The sequence below is a fragment of the Rhodococcus sp. GA1 genome, from assembly GCF_024321955.1.
GTDB classification, from domain to species: Bacteria; Actinomycetota; Actinomycetes; order Mycobacteriales; family Mycobacteriaceae; genus Rhodococcus; species Rhodococcus pyridinivorans.
In genome coordinates this window covers 4,297,584-4,320,915 of sequence record NZ_CP097186.1, presented here as the reverse complement: position 1 = coordinate 4,320,915, position 23,332 = coordinate 4,297,584, and the positions used below count along the sequence as shown (strand labels likewise).

The window sequence follows — 23,332 nt, the reverse complement described above, 5'->3', positions numbered from 1 at the left end:
GCCGGTCTCGATCAGGCGGGACGGGTGTGGCCGTCGCCCCACACCACCCACTTCGTCGACGTCAGTTCGGGCAGACCCATCGGGCCGCGAGCGTGCAGCTTCTGGGTGGAGATGCCGATCTCCGCGCCGAATCCGAACTGCTCGCCGTCCGTGAACGCCGTCGAAGCGTTGACCATAACGGCTGCGGCGTCCACGCGCGTCGTGAACTCCCGAGCAGCGGCGAGGTCCGAGGTGACGATCGCCTCGGTGTGGCCGGTGCCGTAACGGTCGATGTGGTCGACGGCCGCGTCGAGGTCGTCGACCACCGCGAGGGCGACGTCGAGCGAGAGGTACTCGTCGGACCAGTCCTGGTCGGTCGCGGGCACGAGGCCGGGCAGGTCGCCGTGGACCGTCACGCTGTGTTGCTGGAATGCCTGCAGGAGCTTCGGGACGGCGGTGTCGGCGATCGCCTTGTCGACGAGGATCGTCTCGGCGGTGTTGCACACGCTGGGCCGGCGGGTCTTCGCGTTGATCACGATCTTCTCCGCCATCTCCAGATCGGCCGCGGAGTGGACGTAGACGTGGCAGTTGCCGGTGCCCGTCTCGATCGTGGGGACGGTCGCGTCGCGCACCACCGCGGCGATCAGACCGGCGCCACCGCGCGGGATCACGACGTCGACCAGGCCTCGGGCCTGGATCAGATGCGTGACCGACGAGCGGTCGGCGCTCGGCAGCAGCTGCACGGCATCGGCGGGGATGCCCCGGCTCTCGAGCGAGGCGCGCAGCACCTCGACGAGCGCGGCGTTGGAGCGGGCCGCGGACGACGAGCCGCGCAGCAGCGCCGCGTTGCCGGACTTCAGGGCGAGACCGAATGCGTCGACCGTGACGTTGGGCCGTGCTTCGTAGACCATGCCGACCACGCCGAGCGGGACGCGCACCTGGCGCAGCTCGAGACCGTTCGGCAGCGTCGAGCCGCGGACGACGCCGCCGATCGGGTCGGGCAGTCCGGCCACCTGGCGCAGGCCGGCGGCGATCCCGTCGATCCGGGCGGAGGTCAGGCGCAGGCGGTCGAGGATGGCCTCTTCGGTGCCACCGGCGCGGGCGGCCTCGATGTCCTCCGCGTTCGCGGCGAGGACGGTGTCGGCGGCGGCGAGCAGAGCGTCGGCCGCGGCGTGCAGAGCCGCGTCCTTCTCGGTGGTGGTGAGCAACGCGAGACGACGGGAGGCCACGCGGGCGCGACGCGCAGCTTCGTGGACGGCCTCACGGGTGTCCGTGCCGGCGTCGGTCGCAGCTGAGTCGGGGGTCACGGCAGTCATGTATCCAGCCTAGTCGGGTCCTCGCGGAAGCCGACAGGCCGTGTGCCGTCAGCGCAGGCCGGTGCCCCGCGCCAGCGCCGTCTCCACCAGGATCGACAGCAGCTCGGCGTACTCCACTCCGGTGGCGTCCCACATCCTCGGATACATCGAGATGGAGGTGAATCCGGGCATCGTGTTGATCTCGTTGATCACCGGTCCGTCCTCGGTGACGAAGAAGTCGACGCGGGACAGGCCGTGGCAGTCGAGGGCGCGGAACGCCCGGACCGCGAGTTCGCGGATCCGGTCGGAGGTCTCCTCGTCGAGCTTGGCCGGGACGTCGAACTCGCAGACGTCGTCGAGGTACTTCGTGTCGAAGTCGTAGAACGCCTCGTGGTCGCCGGAGGTGTCGGGCATGCGGATCTCGGCGACGACACTCGCGCGGACGTCGCCGTCCGGGAACTCGAGCACGCCGCACTCCACCTCGCGGCCGATGATCGCGGACTCGACGATGACCTTGGGGTCGTGCTGCCGGGCCTTCGCGACGGCGTCGTCGAAGGCGGCCCAGTCGGCCACGCGACTGATGCCGATGGACGATCCGCCGCGGGCGGGCTTGACGAAGACGGGCAGGCCGAGGCGGGTCTTCTGCTCCTCGGTGAGGGTCGCGGTGCCGGGACGCAGGACGATCTGGAAGCCGACGGGCAGGCCTTCGGCCGCGAGCAGTTTCTTGGTGAACTCCTTGTCCATCCCGGCGGCGCTGGCAAGAACCCCGGGACCGACGTACGGGATGTCCGCGAGTTCGAGCAGACCCTGGATGGTGCCGTCCTCGCCGTAGGCGCCGTGCAGGACCGGGAACACCACGTCGACCGAGGCGAGCACCCGGCCGTAGGAGCCCTCGTCGAGGGCGACGATGTCGCCACCGCGGGTCGGATCCGCGGTGAGGACGAGATCGGAGCCGTCGCCGGCGACGACGGGCAGTTCGCGACCGGCCGCGGCGAGGCCGGCGGGGTCCGCGTCGCCGAGGACCCATGCGCCCTCGGGAGTGATGCCGATGGGCACGACCTCGTACTTCTCCTGATCCAGGTTGCGCAGGATGCTCCCTGCCGAGATGCAGGAGACGGAATGTTCGTTGCTGCGACCACCGAAGACGACGGCCACCCGGGTTCGGGGCATACTCACGTGTCGAACCGTACCGGGTGGCGATCTCCGCGTGTCGAGCGAGTCCTACGCGGGTGGGGCCGGACACCCTGCTATGTCTCCGCGGGCTCCGGTCTCCCTCGGTGGAGGGTCGTCTCCTTCAGCGCCGCGTCGAGATCGGCGAGCAGATCCGCGGTGTCCTCGATTCCGCACGACAACCGGACGAATCCCTCCGGCACCGCATCGCCCCATCGTGCGCGACGATCCGCTGTCGTGTGGATACCGCCGAAGCTGGTGGCGGGTGCGACGAGCGTGGCCGCGCGGACGAAGCGGTGCACCTCGTCGCGGCCGGGTAGCCGGAAGGTGACGAGGGGGCCGAAGCGGCTCATCTGGCCGGCCGCCACGGCGTGGGCGGGGTCGCCGGCGAGTCCGGGATAGCGGACGTCCGTGACAGCGGCGTGCTCGAACAGCATCCCGGCGACGGCGAGCGCGTTGGCGCACTGCCGTTCGAAGCGCAGTCCGGCGGTGCCGAGGCTGCGGTGCGCGAGCCATGTCTCGAAGGGTCCCAGCACGGTTCCCGACAACAGTCGTTCCCGGTCGATCGCGGGCAGCAGTTCGGGATCCGCGACGGCGATGTATCCGAACAGCAGGTCACTGTGTCCGCTGAGCGATTTCGTCCCGCTGGCCACCACGACGTCGGCGCCGAGATCGAGGGGCAGCTGGCCCAGGGGTGTGGCGGTGGTGTTGTCGACGAGCAGGAGCGCGTCGGAGACGTGGCACGCGGTCGCGATCGCGCGCAGGTCGACGGTGTCGAGGCCTGGATTCGACGGGGTCTCGACCAGTACGACGGAATTGTCGGGAGCGGTCACCAGAACGTCGGTCAGGGTGCCGTCACCGAACTCCGCGACCGACATCTCGACGACCTTCACTCCGTGCGGCGCCAGGAATTCCTGCGCGTACGTGCGCACCTGGTAGTAACCGTCGGAGGGGACGACGACCGTGCCGCCCGGGGCCACGAGGGATCGCAGGGCGACCGTGATCGCAGACATTCCCGAGCCGACGACGCGGGCGGCCGAGGCGTGCTCGAGGTCGGCGAGCGCCGATTCGAGTGCGCGCCAGCCGGGATTCGAGGCCCGCGCATAGGTGTCGACGTCGTCGCGCTCGTCCTCCCCGAGGAGATACGGCGCCGCGAAGACCGGTCCCGCCTGCAGCGGGGAGCCCGGAACACACTCGTGTGCAACTGCCTTCACACAGCGAGTCGAATCGCCCGTCATGCCACTCATTCCGGCTTGATCCGGCGTCCGAGCAGCTGCCCGATCGCGTCCTGCACCGACATGCCTTCGTGGCACACGCGGTGCACGGCGTCGGTGAGCGGCATCTCGACGTCGTAACTCGCTGCGAGGGCGCGGACCGAGGTGCACGACTTGACCCCTTCGGCCACCTGACCGTGGGTGGCCTCCTGCGCGCTCTCGAGGGACTCACCGCGGCCGAGTCGTTCGCCGAACGAACGGTTGCGGGACAACGGGGACGTACATGTGGCGACAAGATCGCCGACACCGGCGAGACCGGCGAGCGTGGCCGGCTTGGCCCCGAGGGCGGTTCCGAGCCGGGTGATCTCGGCGAGACCGCGGGTGATGATGCTCGCGACGGTGTTCTCACCGAGCCCGACTCCGGCGGCCATGCCGCACGCGAGGGCAATGACGTTCTTGCAGGCGCCGCCGACCTCGCAGCCGATGACGTCGGAGTTCGTGTACGGACGGAAATATTTTGTGGCGCAGGATTTCTGGATCTCCATGGCGCGGGTGGAATCGGGGCACGCGATGACGGTCGCGGCCGGTTGCCCCTCGGCGATCTCACGGGCGAGGTTGGGGCCGGACAGCACGGCGATGCGATTCTGCTCGGCGCCGGTGACCTGACCGATCACCTGACTCATGCGCATCAGGGTGCCGCTCTCGATTCCCTTGGCGAGACTGAGAAGTGTCGCGTCCGGTCCGATATCTGCCTTCCACTCCTCGAGATTGGTACGCAGGGTCTGACTCGGGACGGCGAGGACCACGAAATCGGCGCCCTCGAGGGCCACCCGATGATCGGCCGTCGCCTTCAGCGAGTGCGGCAGTTCCACACCGGGTAGATAGTCGGAGTTCTCGTGCCGCTCGGCGATGCCACGCGCCACCTCCTCGCGCCGCGCCCAGATCGTCACGTCCGTTCCGGCGTCGGCCAGCACCTTGGCGTACGCCGTCCCCCACGAACCCGCGCCCAGAACTGCTGCTGTGGTCACGCCATCCTCACTCTCATCCGATGCCCGGCACTCACGCTCGCGATCGGCCCGGAGCGGGCGGCCGCGACCGGTTCGGTCCGGGCGGTCACCACCCACGGTCGCACCCAGTATCGCGCAGGCTCCACCGACACCGCGCCGGGTCGGAGGACGGACCGCACACGACCCGGTCGCACCGGGCGCTCGTGCGGTTCGTCACCTGGCGCGACCGTGCGATTCGATACTGATGGCACAATCGGGCAATGCCCGCGACGCACGTGCTCGTTCCCGTCAAGGCCCTCGGCCTGGCGAAGTCGCGGCTCTCGCACGTCCTCGACCCGGCATCACGGGAATCACTGGTGCTTGCGATGCTGCAGGACACCGTGACGGCGGCGCTGTCCGCCGGAGACGTGACGGTCACCGTCGTCACCGCCGACGAGCGGGTCGCGGCCGCGGCGCTGGACTGCGGCGCGGACGTCCTCCCCGATCCGGTGCGTCCCGACTCCCCCGACCCACTGAACTCCGCACTGCTCGCAGCGGCCCGCCGGGCGCGGGAGCACGCACCCGGCGCCGAACTCGTGGCGTTGCAGGCCGACCTTCCGTCCCTGCGGCCCGAGGATTTCGTGCTCGCACGCGAGACTGCGCGGCGGACCGGAACGGCCGTGGTCGTCGACCACACGGCGAGCGGTACGACGGCGTTGCTGCACTGCGTGAGCGGCACCCTGCCGCCACTGTCGTTCGGTCCGGGATCGGCCGGTCGCCACATCGATGCCGGTGCGTACCCGGTACCGGACGCCCTCCCCGGACTGCGACTCGATGTGGACACACCGGACGATCTTGCCGCCGCACTGCAACTCGGCGTCGGACCGGCCACCGCGGCCGTGCTCGACACGGTCGAGTTCCCCCTGTGCCACCCGTGCGACAGCGCTGCAGGGAGCCGTCGCTCTGCAACAATGAACTCGTGACCAACGGCGATTCCACCGATCCCACGAGTTCCGAGCACGCGGCACCATCCGGTGCCGCACGACCCGCCGGTCGCGTAGCGACCGCCACCAGCGCCCCTCCGGCCGCGACGGGACTGCAGTCGAGGACCGATCACGACAACACACTTCCCGTCGACCGCTATCTCAACCGCGAACAGAGCTGGCTCGATTTCAACGCCCGCGTTCTCGCGCTCGCGGAGGACACCTCGCAGCCGTTGCTCGAACGCGCCAAGTTCCTCGCGATCTTCGCGTCGAATCTCGACGAGTTCTACATGGTGCGGGTCGCCGGGCTGAAACGTCGCGCCGAGACGGGGTTGTCGGTCCGGTCCGCGGACGGACTGACCCCGCGCGCCCAGCTCGCGCTCATCGCGTCGAGCACGCGCGAACTCGCCGGTCGCCACGCGCAGGTCTTCCTCGACTCGGTCATGCCCGCCCTGGCGGCCGAAGGCATCTCGATCATCCGATGGGCGGATCTGACGGAGGACGAACGCCGACGACTGACACAGTATTTCGCCGACCAGGTCTTCCCGGTCCTGACGCCGCTCGCGGTCGATCCCGCACACCCCTTCCCGTACATCAGCGGCCTGTCCCTGAACCTCGCTGTCACGGTCAAGGATTCGCAGTCGTCCGGTGAACACTTCGCGCGCGTGAAGGTGCCCGACAACGTCGATCGGTTCGTCCGGGTCGATCGCGCGGGTTCGTCGCACGGACTGCCGGCCTTCCTCCCGCTCGAGGAGCTGATCGCCGCCCATCTCGACGTGTTGTTCCCGGGCATGGAGATCGTCGAGCACCACGCATTCCGCGTCACCCGCAACGCCGACTTCGAGGTCGAGGAGGACCGCGACGAGGATCTCCTTCAAGCCCTCGAACGCGAACTCGCCCGGCGGCGCTTCGGATCTCCCGTGCGGCTCGAGGTGTCGGACGACATGACCGAGCACATGCTCGACCTCCTGTTGCGCGAACTCGACGTCGATCGGGTGGACGTCGTCCAGTTGCCCGGGCTGCTCGATCTGTCGTCGCTGTGGCAGGTGCACGCCGTCGACCGACCGGATCTGAAGGACGCCCCCTTCGTGCCGGCGACCCATCCCGCCTTCGGCGAGCGAGAGACACCGAAGAGCGTGTTCTCCACCCTGCGCGAGGGCGACATCCTCGTCCACCACCCGTACGACTCGTTCTCCACGAGCGTGCAACGGTTCATCGAGCAGGCCGCCGCCGACAGCCAGGTCCTCGCGATCAAGCAGACGCTGTACCGGACGTCGGGCGACTCCCCCATCGTCAACGCCCTGATCGCCGCTGCCGAAGCGGGCAAGCAGGTCGTCGCGCTCGTGGAGATCAAGGCACGCTTCGACGAGCAGGCCAACATCAAGTGGGCGCGCAAGCTCGAACAGGCCGGTGTCCACGTCGTATACGGACTCGTAGGTCTGAAGACACACTGCAAGACCTGTCTGGTCGTGCGGCGCGAGGGTTCGACGATCCGCCGCTACTGCCACATCGGCACCGGCAACTACAACCCGAAGACCGCTCGTCTCTACGAGGACGTCGGCCTGCTCACGTCGTCACCCGAGATCGGCGCCGACCTCACCGACCTGTTCAACACCCTCACCGGATACTCCCGGAAGGCGCAGTACCGCAATCTGCTCGTCGCACCGCACGGAGTCCGCAAGGGCATCATCGAACGCGTCGAGCGTGAGATCGAGCACCACGCGGCCGGTCGCCCCAGCGGGATCCGGCTCAAGGCCAACGCCCTCGTCGACGAGCAGGTGATCGACGCGCTCTACCGCGCGTCGCGGGCAGGGGTGCGGACCGAGGTGGTCGTGCGCGGGATCTGTGCCCTCAAGCCGGGCGTGCCCGGCCTGAGCGAGAACATCACGGTGCGCTCGATTCTGGGGCGGTTCCTCGAACATTCGCGGTTGTTCCATTTCCGGGGCAGCGACGAGTACTGGATCGGTAGCGCCGACATGATGCACCGGAACCTCGACCGTCGCGTCGAGGTGATGGTGCAGGTGAAGAACACCCGGCTCGCAGCGCAGCTGGACGGCATCTTCGATTCCGCGCTCGACCCGGTCACCCGCTGCTGGATTCTCGAGGGCGACGGCACCTGGACGGCGTCCCCCGAGCCGGGAACCGCTGCCCGCGACCACCAGGTCGAACTCATGCGTAGTCGTGCGTCCTGAGGTGGAGGGAACGTTGACCGAATCACGCGACAAGCCCGTGAAGGCCAACATCTTCGCGGCGGGCGCGGTCCTGTGGCGTCCTGTCGACGAGAACGCTCCGGACGATGTGCAGGTCGCGCTCGTGCATCGCCCGCGCTACAACGACTGGTCCTTTCCGAAGGGCAAGCTCGACGCGGGTGAGACGGCCGTGGTTGCCGCGGTGCGGGAGATCGAGGAGGAGACCGGATTCCGCTCCGCGCTCGGCAGTAGTCTCGGGAAGGTCGTCTACCCCGTTCCGGGTCACCGCAAGCTCAAGCGGGTGGACTACTGGGCTGCGCGGTGCCTCGACGGGCAGTTCGCGCCCAATGACGAGGTTGACGAATTGCGTTGGGTGTCCCCCGAAGAGGCATTCGATCTGTTGTCCTATCCGATGGACCGCAGTGTCCTGCGCCGGTTCCGCCGGGTGCCGTTGGACACGACCATGGCGCTGATCGTGCGGCACGCCAAGGCGGGTAGTCGGAAGAAGTACAAGGGCGACGACCGTTACCGGCCCCTCGATGCGTCCGGACGGGCGCAGGCCGAGGCTCTCGTTCCGCAGTTGACGGCATTCGGCGGCGACAGCGTGGTGTCCGCCGACCGCACGCGGTGCATCGCGACGGTCGAACCCTTCGCCTCCCGGCACGGACTCGAGATCGCGATCGAGCCGTCCCTGTCGGAGGAGGAGTACCGCGCCGATCCGGACCGCGGCCGCAAGCGGGCGCTGGAGATCGCGTCCGGTCCCGGCACTCCCGTGATCTGCAGTCAGGGCAAGGTGATCCCGCCGCTGCTGGAGTGGTGGGCCGAGCGCGACGGTCTCGCGCTGCCTCCGGCGCGGAACCGGAAGGCGAGCATGTGGGTGTTGTCGCTGCGCGGCGATCGTCTCGTCGCAGCCGACCACCTCGACAGCCCTCTTCCCACGGGCCGTCCACCGGCGGACGACGAGAGCATCTGACCGAGTACACACGACGGCGGCCACCGGATGTCCGGTGGCCGCCGTCGTCTCACCTGTGCGGCTCGCACGTGTGCGAGCCGCATCGCGGGTGGGTGTTACTTCTTGGTGCTCTTGCGGGCCGTGGTCTTCTTGGCCGGGCTCTTCTTGGCCGCGGTCTTCTTGGCCGCGGTCGACTTGGTGGCGGTGGTCTTCTTCGCCGGAGTCGACTTGGCCGCCGTGGTCTTCTTCGCCGCGGTGGTCTTCTTCGCCGCGGTCGACTTGGTGGCGGTGGTCTTCTTCGCCGGAGTCGACTTGGTCGCCGTGGTCTTCTTCGCCGGAGTCGACTTGGTGGCGGTGGTCTTCTTCGCCGCCGTGGTCTTCTTCGCTGCGGTGGTCTTCTTCGCCGCGGTCGACTTGGTCGCCGTGGTCTTCTTCGCCGCCGTGGTCTTCTTCGCCGCCTTCTTCGCTGCCGCGGTCTTCTTGGCCGCTGCAGCTGCACCGCGCTTCACGGCCGGACCCGAAGCCGGGAGCTTCTGGGTGCCCGCGATGATGTTCTTGAAGGACTGGCCGGGACGGAAGGCCGGCACCGAGGTCGGCTTGACCTTGACCGTCTCACCCGTGCGCGGGTTCCGCGCGACACGCGCGGCCCGACGACGCTTCTCGAAGACACCGAATCCGGTGATGGTGACGCTCTTACCGTCGTGCACGGCGCGAACGATCGCGTCCACGATGTGCTCGACGGCCGCGGTGGCGGTGCGCCTGTCCGAACCGAGTTTCTCGGTCAGAACGTCGATCAGTTCTGCCTTGTTCATTGATTTCCTCCGCACATACACGGTCCACCGTCAGACCGACTCCAGTCCACGGTAGACCCGCAAACGGGCAAGAGTCTATGTGCCACGCGGATTCTCATGCAAATAACCTCCGGGCCCGGCCCGACGGGAGCGTCGGACCGGACCCGGAGAAGGCGCGTTCGGGGGTGTTTTCAGGGCGCCGGAAGGGTACTCGGTTTCCATGACGGCCTTGACTTTTCGTACTCGGAAATCGCGTCTACCTGGCGCAATGTCAATCCGATGTCGTCGAGACCCTCCAGCAGACGCCACCGCGTGTAGTCGTCAATGGTGAACGGCACCACGGTGGTTCCGGCGGTCACCGTCCGGTTCTCGAGATCCACTTCCAGTTCGAGTCCGGGCTGCTGCTCGATGAGCTTCCACAGCAGTTCGACGTCGTCCTGCGAGACCTGAGCGGCGAGCAGACCGGCCTTTCCGGCGTTGCCCCGGAAGATGTCGGCGAAGCGGGACGAGATCACGACCCGGAATCCGTAATCCGACAACGCCCACACGGCATGCTCACGCGAGGAGCCGGTGCCGAAATCCGGTCCGGCGACGAGAACGCTGCCGCGGTCGAAGGGCGGGGTGTTGAGGACGAAGGACGGGTCGTTGCGCCATGCGGCGAACAGACCGTCCTCGAATCCCGTACGGGTGACGCGCTTCAGGTACACGGCCGGGATGATCTGATCCGTGTCGACATTGGAGCGGCGCAGCGGGACGCCGATGCCCCTGTGGGTGGTGAAGGCTTCCATCGAAAATTCTCCTCGTCGGTCCTGTGGTCTAGTCCAGATCCGCGGGTGCGGAAAGCGTTCCCCGCACCGCGGTTGCGGCGGCCACGGCCGGCGAGACGAGATGCGTCCGTCCGCCCTTGCCCTGCCGTCCTTCGAAATTCCGGTTCGAGGTCGACGCGGAACGCTCGCCCGGCGCCAACTGGTCGGGGTTCATGCCCAGGCACATCGAGCACCCGGCCTGACGCCACTCGGCCCCTGCGGCGGTGAAGATCTCGCCGAGACCCTCCTCCTCCGCCTGCGCGCGCACCCGCATCGAACCCGGCACGACGAGCATCCGGACGCCGTCGGCGACCTTGCGGCCCTGCAGGACATCCGCCACGGCACGCAGATCCTCGATGCGGCCGTTGGTGCACGAGCCGACGAAGACGGTGTCGATCTTCACGTCGCGCAGCGGCATGCCCGGTTCGAGATCCATGTAGCGCAACGCCTTTTCCGCTGCAGACCGCTCGGTTTCGTCGGCGATCTCCTCGGGTACCGGAACGCTGGACCCGAGCGCAGCGCCCTGGCCCGGGTTGGTGCCCCACGTGACGAAGGGGGTCAGAGCGCTGCCGTCGATGTGGACCTCGGCGTCGAAAACCGCGTCGTCGTCGGTCTTCAGCTGCTCCCACGCCTCCACGGCAGCATCCCAGTCGGCGCCCTTCGGGGCGTGCGGGCGGCCCTTGATGAACTCGTAGGTGGTCTCGTCGGGGGCGATCATGCCGGCGCGGGCGCCCGCCTCGATCGACATGTTGCAGATGGTCATCCGCGCTTCCATCGACAGTGCGCGGATCGCCTCGCCGCGGTACTCGAGGACGTAGCCCTGTCCGCCGCCGGTGCCGATCTTCGCGATGATCGCGAGGATGAGGTCCTTGCTCGTCACTCCCGGCGCGAGGGTGCCGCCGACGTTGATGGCCATCGTCTTGAACGGCCGCAGCGACAACGTCTGTGTCGCCATGACGTGTTCGACCTCACTGGTGCCGATGCCCATCGCCAGTGCGCCGAAGGCGCCGTGGGTGGAGGTGTGGCTGTCGCCGCACACCACCGTCATGCCGGGCTGCGTGAGACCGAGCTGCGGGCCGACCACGTGGACGATGCCCTGATCGAGGTCGCCCATGGGGTGCAGACGGACACCGAACTCCTCGCAGTTGCGGCGCAGGGTCTCGACCTGTGTGCGCGAGACCGGGTCGGCGATCGGCTTGTCGATGTCCACCGTGGGGACGTTGTGGTCCTCGGTGGCGATCGTGAGGTCGGGACGCCGCAGCGGGCGTCCTGCCAGCCGCAGACCGTCGAAGGCCTGCGGGCTGGTCACCTCGTGTACGAGATGCAGGTCGATGTAGATCAGGTCCGGCTGTCGCGCCGATCCCTCTCCTTCACCGCGCACGACCACGTGCTGGTCCCACACCTTTTCCGCCAGAGTCTTTCCAGCCATCTTCTCCACCTTGTCGTACGTGACGAACGCGGGATCCCGGGGGCTGTCCGGCCGCGTATGGTGTCGTCCCCACCGTTCTCGGCATGCGATATGCTTCCCATTATGCGAGACGGAGGTATCGACCTATGAGACAGCATAGCGGGATCGGAGTGCTGGACAAAGCGATGACAGTCCTCCATGCGGTTGCCGAACAGCCGTGCAACCTCAACGAGTTGTGCGCGCGGACCGGCCTGCCCCGTGCCACGGCGCACCGTCTCGCCGTGGGCCTCGAGGTCCACCGCCTCCTCATGCGCGACAGCGACGGACAGTGGCGTCCCGGCCCCGGACTGGCCGAATTGTCCGCGGGCGCAGGCGACACGCTCGTCGAGGCCGCCTCGCTCGTCCTCCCCCGTCTGCGCGAGATCACCGGCGAGAGCGTGCAGTTGTACCGCCGCGAGGGCACCCAGCGGGTCTGCGTCGCCGCTCTCGAACCGCCGACCGGTCTGCGCGACACGGTCCTCGTCGGCGCACGCCTTCCGATGACGGCCGGCTCCGGCGCGAAAGTTCTGCTCGCGTGGGCCGATACGGCGACCCAGCGCGCCATCCTCCCCGACGCGGCCTTCGGTGAACGCGTGCTCGTCGAGGTCCGCCGCCGCGGCTGGGCGCAGAGCGCCGCCGAACGCGAACCCGGTGTGGCGTCGGTCGCCGCACCCGTGCGCGACAGCAGCGGTGGCGTGATCGCCGCGATCTCCGTATCGGGCCCCATCGACCGCATGGGCCGCCGACCGGGCGCCCGCTGGGCCGCCGACCTCCTCGCCGCCGCAGAAGCGCTCCAGAAGCGTCTCTGAGGCCGACCGCATGCCCGTGTCCCTCCCGGGTGGAGCCCAGGAGGGACACGGGCGGGGCGGGAGGAAGACAGCCGTGCGGCCCCACGCTCTGCCAGAGTGCTTCGCATGGGAACCAACCGCCGCGCAGGCATCACGATGACGGAGTCGGAGATCGACGAGTTCCTCCACCGCAGCCGGGTCGCGAACCTGGCGACCCTCGGACCGACGGGCACCCCGCACCTCGTCGCCATGTGGTACGCGGTGCTCGACGGGGAGATCTGGTTCGAGACGAAGGCGAAATCGCAGAAGGTCGTCAACCTCCGGCGCGACGATCGCGTGACCGTCCTCGTCGAGGCCGGCGACACCTACGACCAGTTGCGTGGCGTCTCGATCGAGGGGCGGGCGGAGATCGTGGACGACCACGACCGCCTGTTCGAGGTCTGCCGCGACGTATGGGAGCGGTACACCGCCCCGTACACGGAGGAGGCGCGCCCCGCGGTGGAGCAGATGATGCACAAACGGGTGGCCGTCCGTGTGGTGCCCGCGCGGGTGCGTTCGTGGGATCACTGCAAGCTCGGGATGCCTGCCATGGAGATCGGCGGCACGACGGCCGCCTATCTTCCGTCCGCCGCGCACTGACCGCCCATACGCGAAAGCCTCTCCGATCGATGATCGGAGAGCCTTCGTGGTTGTACCCCCGATGGGATTCGAACCCACGCTACCGCCGTGAGAGGGCGGCGTCCTAGGCCGCTAGACGACGGGGGCCTGGAACTTTCCGAGGAATCGACGAGCCGACGCCTCCGAGAGAAGAACACCCACCGACCCGGAGATCGGTGGGTAGTCCGTTGTACCCCCGATGGGATTCGAACCCACGCTACCGCCGTGAGAGGGCGGCGTCCTAGGCCGCTAGACGACGGGGGCCTATGGAACTTCTTCTCTTCGCTTCCCGAAGGAAGCTCAGCCAGCATAGCTGGCTGAGACGTTGCGGGCAAACCGCCGCGTCTCAGCTGGGGTACCAGGACTCGAACCTAGAATGGCTGAACCAGAATCAGCTGTGTTGCCAATTACACCATACCCCAATGGTTTGTTCCTTCGGCCTGCCCTGCGGGCGTTGTGGCCTCCGTTCCGAACCGAGAAGAAGATTAGCACCAACCCCGCCACCAACTACAAATCGGCTGGTCAGAGGAGTGCAATCGAGCTCAGGACGAACTCGGTGGCATGAAATCGAGCCCGGAACGAGTTCGGCCCGTCGCCGGCGGGTGCCGACGACGGGCCGAGAGCGACCATGCAGGGGTCAGGCGATGCGCGCCCGCCCGGCACGCAGTCGTGCAAGGGTGCGCTCACGGCCGAGCAGTTCCATCGACTCGTAGAGCGGCGGGCTGACGTGCGAGCCCGTCACCGCGACCCGCACGGGAGCGAAGGCCTTCCTCGGCTTCAGTTCGAGCCCCTCGATCAGTGCGCTCTTGAGCGCCTCCTCGATCGCCGGCGTGGTCCACTCGGTCAGGCCCTCGAGGGCGGCGACGGAGGCGTCGAGCACGGGCGCGGCATCCTCCTTGAGATTCTTCGCCGCGGAGACCTCGTCGAGCGTGAAGTCGGCGTCGTCGACGAACAGGAACTTCAGCAGGTCCCACGCGTCCCCGAGAACGACGATACGGGTCTGTACGAGGTCGGCGGCCGTCCGGAAGAGCGCGTCGTCGACGTCGGCCCCGATCCGGCCGTGCTCGACGAGGTACGCCTTCAGCCGGATCGCGAACTCCTCCGGCTCGAGCAGGCGGATGTGCTCGGCGTTGATGGCGTCGGCCTTCTTCTGGTCGAACCGGGCGGGGTTCGAGTTGACCTTGGAGATCTCGAAGGCCGCGACCATCTCGTCGAGGGAGAACACGTCGCGGTCGTCGGCGAGACCCCAGCCGAGCAGAGCGAGGTAGTTGAGCAGGCCCTCGGGGATGAACCCGCGATCGCGGTGCAGGAAGAGGTTGGACTCCGGGTCGCGCTTGGAGAGCTTCTTGTTGCCCTGCCCCATCACGAACGGCAGGTGGCCGAACTCGGGCGTGAAATCGGTGACGCCGATGCGCTGCAGCGCCGCGTACAGCGCAAGCTGACGCGGGGTGGACGACAGCAGGTCCTCGCCGCGCAGGACGTGTGTGATCTTCATCAGCGCGTCGTCGACGGGATTGACGAGCGTGTAGAGCGGGATGCCGTTGCCGCGGGTCAGCGCGAAGTCGGGCACCGAGCCTGCCTTGAAAGTGGTCTCGCCGCGGACCAGGTCGTTCCACGTGAGGTCCTCTTCGGGCATGCGCAGTCGCACGACCGGCTTGCGCCCCTCGTCGAGGAATGCCTGCCGCTGCTCCGGGGTGAGGTCGCGGTCGAAGTTGTCGTAGCCGAGCTTCGGGTCGCGGCCGGCGGCCTTGTGCCGCTCCTCGACCTCTTCCGGCGTCGAGAACGACTCGTAGGCCTCACCGGAGTCGACGAGCTTCTGCACGATCTCGAGGTGAAGGTCGCGTCGCTGCGACTGCCGGTACGGCTCGTACGGTCCGCCGACCTCCGGACCCTCGTCCCATTCGAGACCAAGCCACCGGAGGGCGTCGAGGATCGCCTGGTACGACTCCTCGGTGTCGCGTGCGGCGTCGGTGTCTTCGATGCGGAACACGAAGGTGCCGCCGTGATGACGCGCGAAAGCCCAATTGAACAGGGCGGTGCGCACCAGACCCACATGCGGGGTTCCGGTCGGTGACGGGCAGAAACGTACGCGTACTTCGCTGGTGGTCATGACTCGCTCAGGGTTGAGGATCGACGGGAGACCTTCCCAGGCTATCCGCCCCGCAGCGAGCTCCGGTCAGGATCCCTTGGCGACGACCGGATTCGTGAGCGTTCCGATGCCCTCGACGGTGATCGAGACTGTGTTGCCCGGCTCGATCGGTCCGACACCTTCGGGAGTGCCGGTGAGGATGACGTCGCCCGGCAGCAGGGTCATGACACCGGAGATCCATTCGATGAGCTTCGGGATGTCGTGCACCATCTTCGAGGTGCGGCTGCGTTGGCGGATCTGCCCGTCGACCTCCGCCGAGATCTCGAGATCGGAAGGGTCGATGTCGGTTTCGATCCACGGACCGAGCGGGCAGAAGGTGTCGTGGCCCTTGGCTCGGCCCCACTGGCCGTCCTTGCGCTGATGGTCGCGCGCGGACACGTCGTTGGCGATCGTGTAGCCGAGGATCGCCTCCGGGGCCTTCGCGGCGGGGACGTCCTTGCAGGGACGCCCGATGACCACGGCGAGTTCGGCCTCGTGATGGACGAGCGAGGTGGTGGGCGGAATCACGATGGGCGCGCCCGGGCCCACGATCGACGTGTTGGGCTTGAGGAAGATCATCGGCTCGTCGGGGACCTCGTTGCCCGACTCGGCGGCGTGGGCGGCGTAGTTGCGACCGACCGCGATCACCTTGGTGGCGAGGATCGGGGCGAGAATCCGCACGTCGGCGAGGGGCCAGCTCCGGCCCGTGAAGGTGGGGTTCCCGAAAGGATGCTCGGCGATCTCCTTCGCCGTCGCGGACTTCCCCTCCCCTTCGATGCTCACGAACGCGACACCATCCGGGCTGGCAATTCGACCAAGGCGCATGTCCGGAGTCTAACGGTGCGCGCACACTGCGATCGACGCCCGGGTGCCGCGGGTATAGAGTCCGACCAAGATTTCATATAACGGTACGACTTTCTCAAATAGTGGGACTCATGGACACTCCGGACATCGGTCGGCGCCGATGGCTGATCCTGGCCCTCGGCGTCCTCGCCCAGGCCTCCCAGGCCACCGTCATCAACGGCGTCGCCTTCCTCATCCCAATCCTGAACCAGGAGGGTGGCTTCACCCTCGCCCAGGCCGGAACCCTCGCCGGCGCACCGATCCTCGGCGGCGTGTTCACGCTCGTCGTGTGGGGCGCGATCGCCGACCGGTTCGGCGAACGTCTCGCGCTGGCCGCCGGACTCGGGATCGCGGCCGTCTCGATGGGACTCGCGAGCGCGACCACCTCACTGGACCTGTCCCGCACCACCTCCGCAGCACTGCTCGGCCTATTGCTGATGTGTGCGGGAGCCGGCGCCGTGAGCGCCAATTCGGCGAGCGGTCGCGTGGTGGTCGGATGGTTCCCGCCGCACCAGCGCGGCCTCGCGATGGGCATCCGGCAGATGTCGGTGCCGCTGGGTGTCGCCGCGGGCGCACTCGTCATCCCCACTCTCGCGGGCGACCACGGGATCGCCTGGGCGCTCTCGTTTCCCATGCTCGCGTGCGGGCTCGCAGCCGTCGTCTGCGCGGTCGGCGTGGTGGATCCGCCCCGACCCGGACGGGTGGAGGCCGAGCGCGCAGGCGTGCTCGGCAATCCCTACCGGAGTTCCATGTCCCTCACGCGGATCCATCTCGCGTCGATCCTGCTCGTCGTTCCGCAGTACGTCGTGTGGACCTACGCCCTGGTCTGGCTCATCGCCGACCGCGGCTGGGACGAGGTCGGCGCCGGTCTCGTCATCACCGCCGCCCAGATCCTCGGCGCCCTCGGACGTGTCGTCACCGGGGCCTGGTCCGATCGGGTGGGCAGCAGGCTGGGACCGATGCGCCTCGTCGCCGCATCGGTCGTCGTGTCGATGGTCGCGCTCTCCGTCACGGCGTGGACGGATTCGGCGATCGCGGTGGGCGTCCTGCTCGTCGCGTCGATCCTGACCTCGGCGCCGAACGGGTTGGCATTCACTGCCGTCGCGGAGATCGCCGGCCCGTTCTGGGGCGGCCGCGCACTCGGGATCCAGAACACCGGGCAGTTCGTGTTCGCCGCGGCCGTCGGACCGGTCTTCGGTGGGCTCATCGCCGCGGTCGGATTCCCCGCGGCCTTCGCCCTGGCCGCCATCGCTCCCGCAGCGGCGGTCCCGGTGATACCGAAGGACTGATACGCGAAACGCGCGTGGCGCCGGACGGGACGTACCCGCCGGCGCCACGCGCGTTTGTGCCGAAGAACTCGGTGCCCGGAGAGAATCCGCGCTCAGAGATCAAAGAGAAGCAGCGATCCGATCGCCGATCTCGGTGGTCACGATCGGACCGGTGCCACGATTCGCGAGGTCGGCCTCGACGGCCCGCTCGACGCGTGCAGCATCCTCCTCGCGCCCGAGATGGCGCAGCAGCAAGGCGGTGGACAGGATCGCCGCGGTGGGATCGGCGATGCCCTTGCCGGCGATGTCCGGTGCCGAGCCGTGGACCGGTTCGAACATCGACGGGTTGGTGCCCGAGGCGTCGATGTTGCCGCTCGCGGCAAGGCCGATACCGCCGGTTACGGCGCCGGCGAGGTCGGTGATGATGTCGCCGAACAGGTTGTCGGTGACGATGACGTCGAAGCGCGACGGGTCGTCGACCATGTAGATGGTCGCGGCGTCGATGTGACAGTAGGCCGTGGTGACCTCAGGGAACTCCTTGCCGACGGTCTCGACGGCGCGGGTCCAGATGGCGCCGGCGTTCGACAGCACGTTCGTCTTGTGGATGAGCGTGACGTGCTTGCGGCGGGTCTGCGCGAGCTCGAAGGCGTAGCGGACCACGCGCTCGGCTCCGAACCAGGTGTTCACCGAGACCTCGGTGGCGATCTCGTGCGGGGTGCCGACGCGGATCGCTCCCCCGTTGCCGGTGTACGGGCCCTCGGTGCCCTCGCGGACGACGACGAAGTCGATCTCGTGGTCGGCGGCGAGCGGCGACTTCGAGCCCGGGTACAGGCGCGACGGCCGCAGGTTGACGTGGTGGTCGAGTGCGAACCGCATGCTCAGGAGGAGACCGCGTTCGAGGATGCCCGGCGTGACCGACGGATCGCCGATGGCACCGAGGAGGATCGCGTCGTGCTCGCGGATCGCGGCGAGATCGGCATCGGGCAGGAGTTCGCCGGTCGCGTTGTACCGGCGGGCACCGAGGTCGTACTCGGTCGTCTCGAGATCCGGGACGAGGGCGCGGACCACCTTGAGAGCTTCCGCCGTGACCTCGACACCGATGCCGTCACCGGGGATGACCGCAAGTTTCATGAGCACTACTCACTTCCTGTGCGACGGTGGCCGCGACCGTGCAGACGGTCGCGGCCACCGGATGATGGAGAACCGAAGGATCAGGACAGGTCGACCTGGGCGACGCGCGCGTCGAGCGCCTCGGTGATCTGTCCGACCTCGGCGTCGCCGACGACGCGGTCGACACGGAGGATCACGGTGGCGCCGGGGCCCTCCGCGTCCTGGCTCAGCGCCGCGGCCTGGATGTCGATGCTCGCGTTGCCGAGCACGGTGCCCAGCGTTCCGAGGACACCCGGACGGTCCTGGTAGTGGACGATCAGGTTGTGGCCCTCGGCGCGGAGGTCGAAGCTGCGGCTGTTGATGTTGACGATCTTCTCGACCTGCTGCAGGCCGGTGAGCGCACCCGCGACGGACGTGACGTGTCCGTCCGGCGCCACGGCGCGGACCTCGACGGCGCTGCGGTGCGTGGTGGCCTCGCTGACCTTCTCGACCTCGACCGTCACGCCGCGCTGCTCCGCGAGCTTGGGGGCGTTGACGAAGGTGACGGGCTCGTCGCTGCTCGCCGAGAACAGGCCGCGGAGGGCGGCCAGGCCGAGAATGTCGGTGTTCTCGGCCGAGAGCTCACCGCTGACGACGACCTGCACGTTCTGCACGGCCTCGGGCGAGAGGGTGCCGGCGAGCAGACCGAGCTTGCGAACGAGCTCGAGCCACGGCGCGACCTCCTCGCCCACGGGGCCACCGGAGACGTTGACGGCATCGGGCACGAACTCGCCGGCGAGGGCGAGCAGCACGCTCTTGGCAACGTCGGTACCGGCGCGGTCCTGGGCCTCGGCGGTGGATGCACCGAGGTGCGGGGTGACGACGACGTTGTCGAGGTCGAACAGCTTCGAATCGGTGCACGGCTCGGTCTCGAAGACGTCGAGGCCGGCAGCGCGGACCTTGCCTTCGACGAGCGCGTCGTACAGCGCGTCCTCGTCGATCAGGCCACCGCGGGCGGCGTTGACGATGATGACGCCGTCCTTGGCCTTGGACAGACGCTCGGCGTTGATCAGGCCGGCGGTCTCCTTGGTCTTGGGCAGGTGCACCGAGATGAAGTCGGCGCGGGCGACCAGCTCGTCGATGTCGACGAGCTCGATGCCGAGCTGTGCGGCGCGGGCGGCCGGCAGGTAGGGGTCGTACGCGATGACGTGGGTTTCGAACGCCGCGAGACGCTGGGCGAACAGCTGGCCGATGCGGCCGAGGCCGACGACGCCGACCGTTTTGCCGAGGATTTCGGTGCCGTTGAAGCTCGACCGCTTCCAGGTGCGCTCACGCAGGGTGCGGTCGGCGGCGGGAACCTGCCGCGCCGCGGACATGAGGAGCGCGACCGCGTGCTCGGCGGCGGAGTGGATGTTGGAGGTGGGCGCGTTGACGACCATCACACCGCGCTCGGTGGCAGCAGCGATGTCGACGTTGTCGAGGCCGACACCGGCGCGACCGACGATCTTGAGGTTGGGCGCCGCAGCGAGCACCTCGGCGTCGACGGTGGTCGCGGAGCGGACCAGCAGCGCCTGGGCCTCGGGCACGGCCGCGAGCAGGGCGGGGCGGTCGGGGCCGTCGACCCAGCGCACCTCGACACCGTCACCGAGCGCATCGACGGTCGACTGCGCAAGCTTGTCGGCGATCAGGACTACTGGACGGCCATTCTGGCTCACGTGCGGACTCCCTGTGTCGTGAATGTGTGAGTGGTCGACGGCGCTCGCGCCCGACAGCATGCGTGGGCACCCGCGACCGCCCACAGTTTAGTGCCCCGGCCCCTCCCACGGGGCCACCGGGACCGGGATCACGGTGGTGCGGGCCGATCCTTCCGCGGGGGCGGGACGATGTCCTGCGGGGGTGCGTCGAGCACACTGCGCTCGATGCCGGGCTGGTTCCGGTGCCGGAAGGCCACCACGGCAGTGCGGACGGTCGGATGGAATCGACCGGCCCCGAAGCGATTCCCCGATTGCATCCGGTGCAACTTGTCCTTGACCGGCCCCTTCATCGCGGCGAAGGCGAGCCATATCCCCCTGTGGGCGAGGTAGTCGTCGAGACGTTCGATCTCCTCGACGGCGCTGATGTCTAGATCCGTGATCGGTTCGGCCGCGAGTACCACCCACTCGATACGGTCCTCGCGTTCGCGGACGAGTTCACGGACGAACTTCGTGAGGATCACACCGTTCGCGAAGAACAGCGGAGCGTCGAATCGCACGAGCACGAGACCCGGGATGCGGTGGCCCTCGGGATGCCGCTCCCGGTCGTGATATCCGGCGATGTTCTCGAGTTCGACGAGTTCGGTCCGGTGGGGTTGCCAGGCACGCACGATCACGACCGTCAACGACAATGCGATCGCGACGAGTACACCCCTCAACACACCGGCGAGACCGACCGCCACGAATGCGGCGAAGGACAAACAGAATTCGATCTTGTTGACCCGCCACAGGCGACCGAGCCCCTTCGCATCGACGAGAGCACTCGCCGCGGCGATCACGACGGCAGCGAGCGCGGCCTGCGGCAGGTACGCCGTCGCCCCCGGCGCGGCGAGCAGGAAGATCGCGACCGTCACCGCTCCGACGGCACCCGCGAGCTGGGTACGCGCTCCGGCCTGTTCGAGGACGGGAGTGCGACTGCCGCTGCCGCAGATGGGGAATCCGCCCGTCGCACCGGCTGCGATGTTCACCACACCGAGGGCGCGCATCTCGGAACTGCCGTCCACGTCCTCGCCCCGTCGGAGCGCGAACGAGCGCGACAGCACCGCGGTGTCGGCGAACGCGATGACGGCGACCGCGACCGCGGGTGCGAGCAGTTCGATCACGTCTCCCCGTTCGATACCGCCCAGAACGGGCGCGGGGATCCCGGAGGGCAGCGCCCCCACCATCTCCACCCGATCGGTGAGCCCGAACACCTCGACCGCCGCGGAGGCGGCGACCACCGCGACGAGCACCGCGGGTATGCGGGGAACGACCTTCTGCAGCACGAGGATCACAGCGAGGGTGCCGGCGCCGAGGAGAAGTCCGACCGGTTCGACACCGTCCTCGAAGACGTCGTCGACGACGTCGAGAACCTCGGCGACGACACCGGATTCGTCGGCCGAGGTGCCCAGCAGGAGCGGGAGCTGCCCGACGATGACGATGATCGCGATCGCGTTGAGGAAACCGACCCGGATCGGTGTGGAGAGCAGATAGGTCAGGAATCCGAAGCGGAGTATCCCCCCGACGAGGAGGATCGCCCCGACGAGGAGGGCGAGCACACCGGCGAGGGCGACCGCACGCTGCGGGTCACCGTCGGCGGCGAGCGGGATCACCGCGGCCGCGATGAGCGGGGCGAGCGCGGAATCCGGTCCGAGCACGAGGATCCGGGACGGACCGACCACCGCGTACACGAGCATCGGCACCACTGTCGCGTAGAGACCCGTGTAGGGCGGCAGTCCCGCCGCCTGGGCATATCCCATGCCGGTGGGGACGAGCAGGGCGCTGAGCGCGAGACCCGCCGTGACGTCGCCCCGCAGCCACCCCCGCCGGTAGGACCGTGCGGTGGCGACACCCGGGAGCCGCCCGAACGCGGCGAGGAGCCACATCAGCCCAGTATCCTCCGCGGCCTCGGCCCGTGGCTGCGACATCGCTCACGCGCACCGACGACGGCGGCCCGGCACCCCGTAGGGGTACCGGGCCGCCGTGACCGGATCAGGTGGCTGTCACGCCGTCTCGGTGATGGGGCGATCGACCCAGCTCATCAGGTCGCGCAGCTGCTTGCCGACAACCTCGATGCCGTGCTCGGCATTCTGCTTGCGCAGGCCTTCGAGCTCCTTGTTGCCGCCCTCGACGTTGGCGACGAGACGCTTGACGAAGGTGCCGTCCTGGATGTCCTTCAGGATCTCCTTCATGCGCTCCTTGGTGCCGGCGTCGATGACGCGCGGGCCGGAGAGGTAGCCGCCGAACTCCGCGGTGTCGGACACCGAGTAGTTCATGCGGGCGATGCCACCCTCGTACATGAGGTCGACGATGAGCTTGAGCTCGTGGAGAACCTCGAAGTAGGCCATCTCGGGGGCGTAGCCCGCCTCGACCATGACGTCGAAGCCGGTCTTGACGAGCTCCTCGGTGCCACCGCAGAGCACGGCCTGCTCGCCGAAGAGGTCGGTCTCGGTCTCTTCCTTGAAGGTGGTCTTGATGACGCCGGCCCGGGTGCCGCCGATGCCCTTGGCGTAGGACAGCGCGAGCGCCTGGCCCTCACCCTTGGGGTCCTGATGGACGGCGATGAGCGCGGGAACGCCCTTGCCGTCGACGAACTGACGACGCACGAGGTGGCCGGGGCCCTTGGGGGCGACCATCGCGACGGTCACGTTCTCCGGAGCGGTGATGAGACCGAAGTGGATGTTGAGGCCGTGGCCGAAGAACAGCGCGTCGCCGTCCTTCAGGTTGGGCTCGATGTCGTTGGTGAAGATCGACGCCTGGGCGGTGTCGGGCGCGAGGATCATGATGACGTCGGCCCACTCGGAGACCTCGGCGGGGGTGCCGACGGTGAGACCGGCTTCCTCGGCCTTGGCCCGCGACTTCGAGCCCTCCTTCAGACCGATGCGAACGTCGACGCCCGAGTCGCGCAGGCTCAGCGAGTGCGCGTGTCCCTGACTGCCGTAGCCGATGACGGCGACCTTACGACCCTGGATGATCGACAGGTCGGCATCGTCGTCATAGAACATCTCGACTGCCAC

Annotated in this window: 19 protein-coding genes and 3 tRNA genes; 6 read left to right on the top strand and 16 right to left on the bottom strand. The window is 68.4% G+C overall.

Annotated elements, in window-relative coordinates; all coding sequences use genetic code 11:
- Positions 1–11: 11 nt before the first annotated feature.
- The 4 genes from M3330_RS20180 to M3330_RS20165 form a co-directional block, all read right to left on the bottom strand.
- Positions 12–1,295 carry a glutamate-5-semialdehyde dehydrogenase gene (locus tag M3330_RS20180; RefSeq protein ID WP_006554515.1) on the bottom strand — a complete coding sequence of 428 codons (1,284 nt, stop codon included), beginning with the start codon at positions 1,293–1,295 and terminating at the stop codon, positions 12–14.
- A gap of 48 nt (positions 1,296–1,343) precedes the next feature.
- Positions 1,344–2,450, bottom strand: a complete 1,107-nt coding sequence (locus M3330_RS20175; RefSeq protein ID WP_255026124.1) for a D-alanine--D-alanine ligase family protein — start codon at positions 2,448–2,450, stop codon at positions 1,344–1,346.
- Between the two features lie 71 nt (positions 2,451–2,521).
- Positions 2,522–3,682 (bottom strand): cystathionine gamma-lyase, encoded by a 1,161-nt coding sequence (locus M3330_RS20170; protein WP_094980303.1) that lies wholly within the window; start codon positions 3,680–3,682, stop codon positions 2,522–2,524.
- A gap of 5 nt (positions 3,683–3,687) precedes the next feature.
- Positions 3,688–4,686 carry an NAD(P)H-dependent glycerol-3-phosphate dehydrogenase gene (locus M3330_RS20165; RefSeq protein WP_024101374.1) on the bottom strand — a complete coding sequence of 333 codons (999 nt, stop codon included), beginning with the start codon at positions 4,684–4,686 and terminating at the stop codon, positions 3,688–3,690.
- A gap of 239 nt (positions 4,687–4,925) precedes the next feature.
- Here M3330_RS20165 and cofC point away from each other — a divergent pair, with 239 nt between their 5' ends.
- Genes cofC through M3330_RS20150 form a run of 3 tightly spaced genes read left to right on the top strand, consistent with a single transcriptional unit; the run spans position 4,926 to position 8,789 of the window.
- Positions 4,926–5,627: a 2-phospho-L-lactate guanylyltransferase gene (gene cofC / locus M3330_RS20160; protein WP_255026121.1), complete on the top strand. Its 702-nt coding sequence runs from the start codon at positions 4,926–4,928 to the stop codon at positions 5,625–5,627.
- Entirely contained in the window at positions 5,624–7,819 is a 2,196-nt protein-coding gene (locus M3330_RS20155) for an RNA degradosome polyphosphate kinase (protein ID WP_255026119.1), read from the top strand. The genes cofC and M3330_RS20155 overlap by 4 nt, the downstream gene beginning before the upstream one ends.
- A gap of 13 nt (positions 7,820–7,832) precedes the next feature.
- Positions 7,833–8,789, top strand: a complete 957-nt coding sequence (locus M3330_RS20150; RefSeq protein ID WP_152640945.1) for an NUDIX hydrolase — start codon at positions 7,833–7,835, stop codon at positions 8,787–8,789.
- Between the two features lie 95 nt (positions 8,790–8,884).
- Here M3330_RS20150 and M3330_RS20145 read toward each other — a convergent pair whose 3' ends face one another.
- From M3330_RS20145 to leuC, 3 genes are all read right to left on the bottom strand, one after another.
- Positions 8,885–9,580 carry an HU family DNA-binding protein gene (locus tag M3330_RS20145; RefSeq protein WP_255026114.1) on the bottom strand — a complete coding sequence of 232 codons (696 nt, stop codon included), beginning with the start codon at positions 9,578–9,580 and terminating at the stop codon, positions 8,885–8,887.
- Positions 9,581–9,750: 170 nt separating this feature from the next.
- Complete coding sequence (gene leuD, locus M3330_RS20140; protein WP_006554524.1) at positions 9,751–10,347, bottom strand: 3-isopropylmalate dehydratase small subunit; 597 nt, start codon at positions 10,345–10,347, stop codon at positions 9,751–9,753.
- 28 nt (positions 10,348–10,375) lie between these two features.
- Positions 10,376–11,794: a 3-isopropylmalate dehydratase large subunit gene (gene leuC, locus M3330_RS20135; RefSeq protein WP_024101379.1), complete on the bottom strand. Its 1,419-nt coding sequence runs from the start codon at positions 11,792–11,794 to the stop codon at positions 10,376–10,378.
- 125 nt (positions 11,795–11,919) lie between these two features.
- Here leuC and M3330_RS20130 point away from each other — a divergent pair, with 125 nt between their 5' ends.
- Together M3330_RS20130 and M3330_RS20125 are read left to right on the top strand one after the other, a co-directional pair.
- Positions 11,920–12,621 (top strand): IclR family transcriptional regulator, encoded by a 702-nt coding sequence (locus tag M3330_RS20130; RefSeq protein WP_006554526.1) that lies wholly within the window; start codon positions 11,920–11,922, stop codon positions 12,619–12,621.
- A 105-nt stretch (positions 12,622–12,726) separates the two neighbouring features.
- A complete protein-coding gene (locus M3330_RS20125; RefSeq protein ID WP_006554527.1) occupies positions 12,727–13,239 on the top strand; it encodes a pyridoxamine 5'-phosphate oxidase family protein in 513 nt (170 codons plus the stop codon).
- Between the two features lie 53 nt (positions 13,240–13,292).
- Here M3330_RS20125 and M3330_RS20120 read toward each other — a convergent pair.
- The 5 genes from M3330_RS20120 to M3330_RS20100 all read right to left on the bottom strand — a co-directional run bounded on the left by M3330_RS20120 (position 13,293) and on the right by M3330_RS20100 (position 16,210).
- Positions 13,293–13,365 (bottom strand) — tRNA-Glu (locus M3330_RS20120).
- 83 nt (positions 13,366–13,448) lie between these two features.
- Positions 13,449–13,521, bottom strand: a tRNA-Glu gene (locus tag M3330_RS20115).
- 86 nt (positions 13,522–13,607) lie between these two features.
- Positions 13,608–13,679, bottom strand: a tRNA-Gln gene (locus M3330_RS20110).
- 215 nt (positions 13,680–13,894) lie between these two features.
- The gene (gltX, locus tag M3330_RS20105; protein WP_121209065.1) at positions 13,895–15,367 is read right to left on the bottom strand and encodes a glutamate--tRNA ligase; all 1,473 of its coding nucleotides are present in this window, start codon (positions 15,365–15,367) and stop codon (positions 13,895–13,897) included.
- A 66-nt stretch (positions 15,368–15,433) separates the two neighbouring features.
- Entirely contained in the window at positions 15,434–16,210 is a 777-nt protein-coding gene (locus M3330_RS20100; protein WP_219129235.1) for a fumarylacetoacetate hydrolase family protein, read from the bottom strand.
- Between the two features lie 110 nt (positions 16,211–16,320).
- Here M3330_RS20100 and M3330_RS20095 point away from each other — a divergent pair, with 110 nt between their 5' ends.
- The gene (locus tag M3330_RS20095) at positions 16,321–17,517 is read left to right on the top strand and encodes an MFS transporter (RefSeq protein ID WP_006554530.1); all 1,197 of its coding nucleotides are present in this window, start codon (positions 16,321–16,323) and stop codon (positions 17,515–17,517) included.
- A 99-nt stretch (positions 17,518–17,616) separates the two neighbouring features.
- On the opposite strand, the gene M3330_RS20090 is transcribed toward M3330_RS20095, so the two are convergent.
- The 4 genes from M3330_RS20090 to ilvC form a co-directional block, all read right to left on the bottom strand.
- A complete protein-coding gene (locus M3330_RS20090) occupies positions 17,617–18,627 on the bottom strand; it encodes a 3-isopropylmalate dehydrogenase (protein ID WP_219129237.1) in 1,011 nt (336 codons plus the stop codon).
- An 80-nt stretch (positions 18,628–18,707) separates the two neighbouring features.
- Positions 18,708–20,300, bottom strand: coding sequence for a phosphoglycerate dehydrogenase (gene serA, locus M3330_RS20085; RefSeq protein WP_006554532.1), 1,593 nt, complete (start codon positions 20,298–20,300; stop codon positions 18,708–18,710).
- Between the two features lie 128 nt (positions 20,301–20,428).
- Positions 20,429–22,201 (bottom strand): SulP family inorganic anion transporter, encoded by a 1,773-nt coding sequence (locus M3330_RS20080; RefSeq protein WP_255026104.1) that lies wholly within the window; start codon positions 22,199–22,201, stop codon positions 20,429–20,431.
- Between the two features lie 117 nt (positions 22,202–22,318).
- Positions 22,319–23,320 (bottom strand): ketol-acid reductoisomerase, encoded by a 1,002-nt coding sequence (gene ilvC, locus M3330_RS20075; protein WP_170318577.1) that lies wholly within the window; start codon positions 23,318–23,320, stop codon positions 22,319–22,321.
- Between the last annotated feature and the right edge of the window lie 12 nt (positions 23,321–23,332).

Bases quoted from the DNA above. Each gene is read 5' to 3' on its own strand.
- M3330_RS20180 (WP_006554515.1), bottom strand. From the start codon at position 1,295: ATGACTGCCGTGACCCCCGACTCAGCTGCGACCGACGCCGGCACGGAC.
- M3330_RS20170 (WP_094980303.1), bottom strand. From the start codon at position 3,682: ATGACGGGCGATTCGACTCGCTGTGTGAAGGCAGTTGCACACGAGTGT.
- cofC (WP_255026121.1), top strand. From the start codon at position 4,926: ATGCCCGCGACGCACGTGCTCGTTCCCGTCAAGGCCCTCGGCCTGGCG.
- M3330_RS20145 (WP_255026114.1), bottom strand. From the start codon at position 9,580: ATGAACAAGGCAGAACTGATCGACGTTCTGACCGAGAAACTCGGTTCG.
- leuD (WP_006554524.1), bottom strand. From the start codon at position 10,347: ATGGAAGCCTTCACCACCCACAGGGGCATCGGCGTCCCGCTGCGCCGC.
- leuC (WP_024101379.1), bottom strand. From the start codon at position 11,794: ATGGCTGGAAAGACTCTGGCGGAAAAGGTGTGGGACCAGCACGTGGTC.
- M3330_RS20130 (WP_006554526.1), top strand. From the start codon at position 11,920: ATGAGACAGCATAGCGGGATCGGAGTGCTGGACAAAGCGATGACAGTC.
- M3330_RS20125 (WP_006554527.1), top strand. From the start codon at position 12,727: ATGGGAACCAACCGCCGCGCAGGCATCACGATGACGGAGTCGGAGATC.
- gltX (WP_121209065.1), bottom strand. From the start codon at position 15,367: ATGACCACCAGCGAAGTACGCGTACGTTTCTGCCCGTCACCGACCGGA.
- M3330_RS20100 (WP_219129235.1), bottom strand. From the start codon at position 16,210: ATGCGCCTTGGTCGAATTGCCAGCCCGGATGGTGTCGCGTTCGTGAGC.
- M3330_RS20095 (WP_006554530.1), top strand. From the start codon at position 16,321: ATGGACACTCCGGACATCGGTCGGCGCCGATGGCTGATCCTGGCCCTC.
- M3330_RS20090 (WP_219129237.1), bottom strand. From the start codon at position 18,627: ATGAAACTTGCGGTCATCCCCGGTGACGGCATCGGTGTCGAGGTCACG.
- M3330_RS20080 (WP_255026104.1), bottom strand. From the start codon at position 22,201: ATGTGGCTCCTCGCCGCGTTCGGGCGGCTCCCGGGTGTCGCCACCGCA.
- ilvC (WP_170318577.1), bottom strand. From the start codon at position 23,320: ATGTTCTATGACGACGATGCCGACCTGTCGATCATCCAGGGTCGTAAG.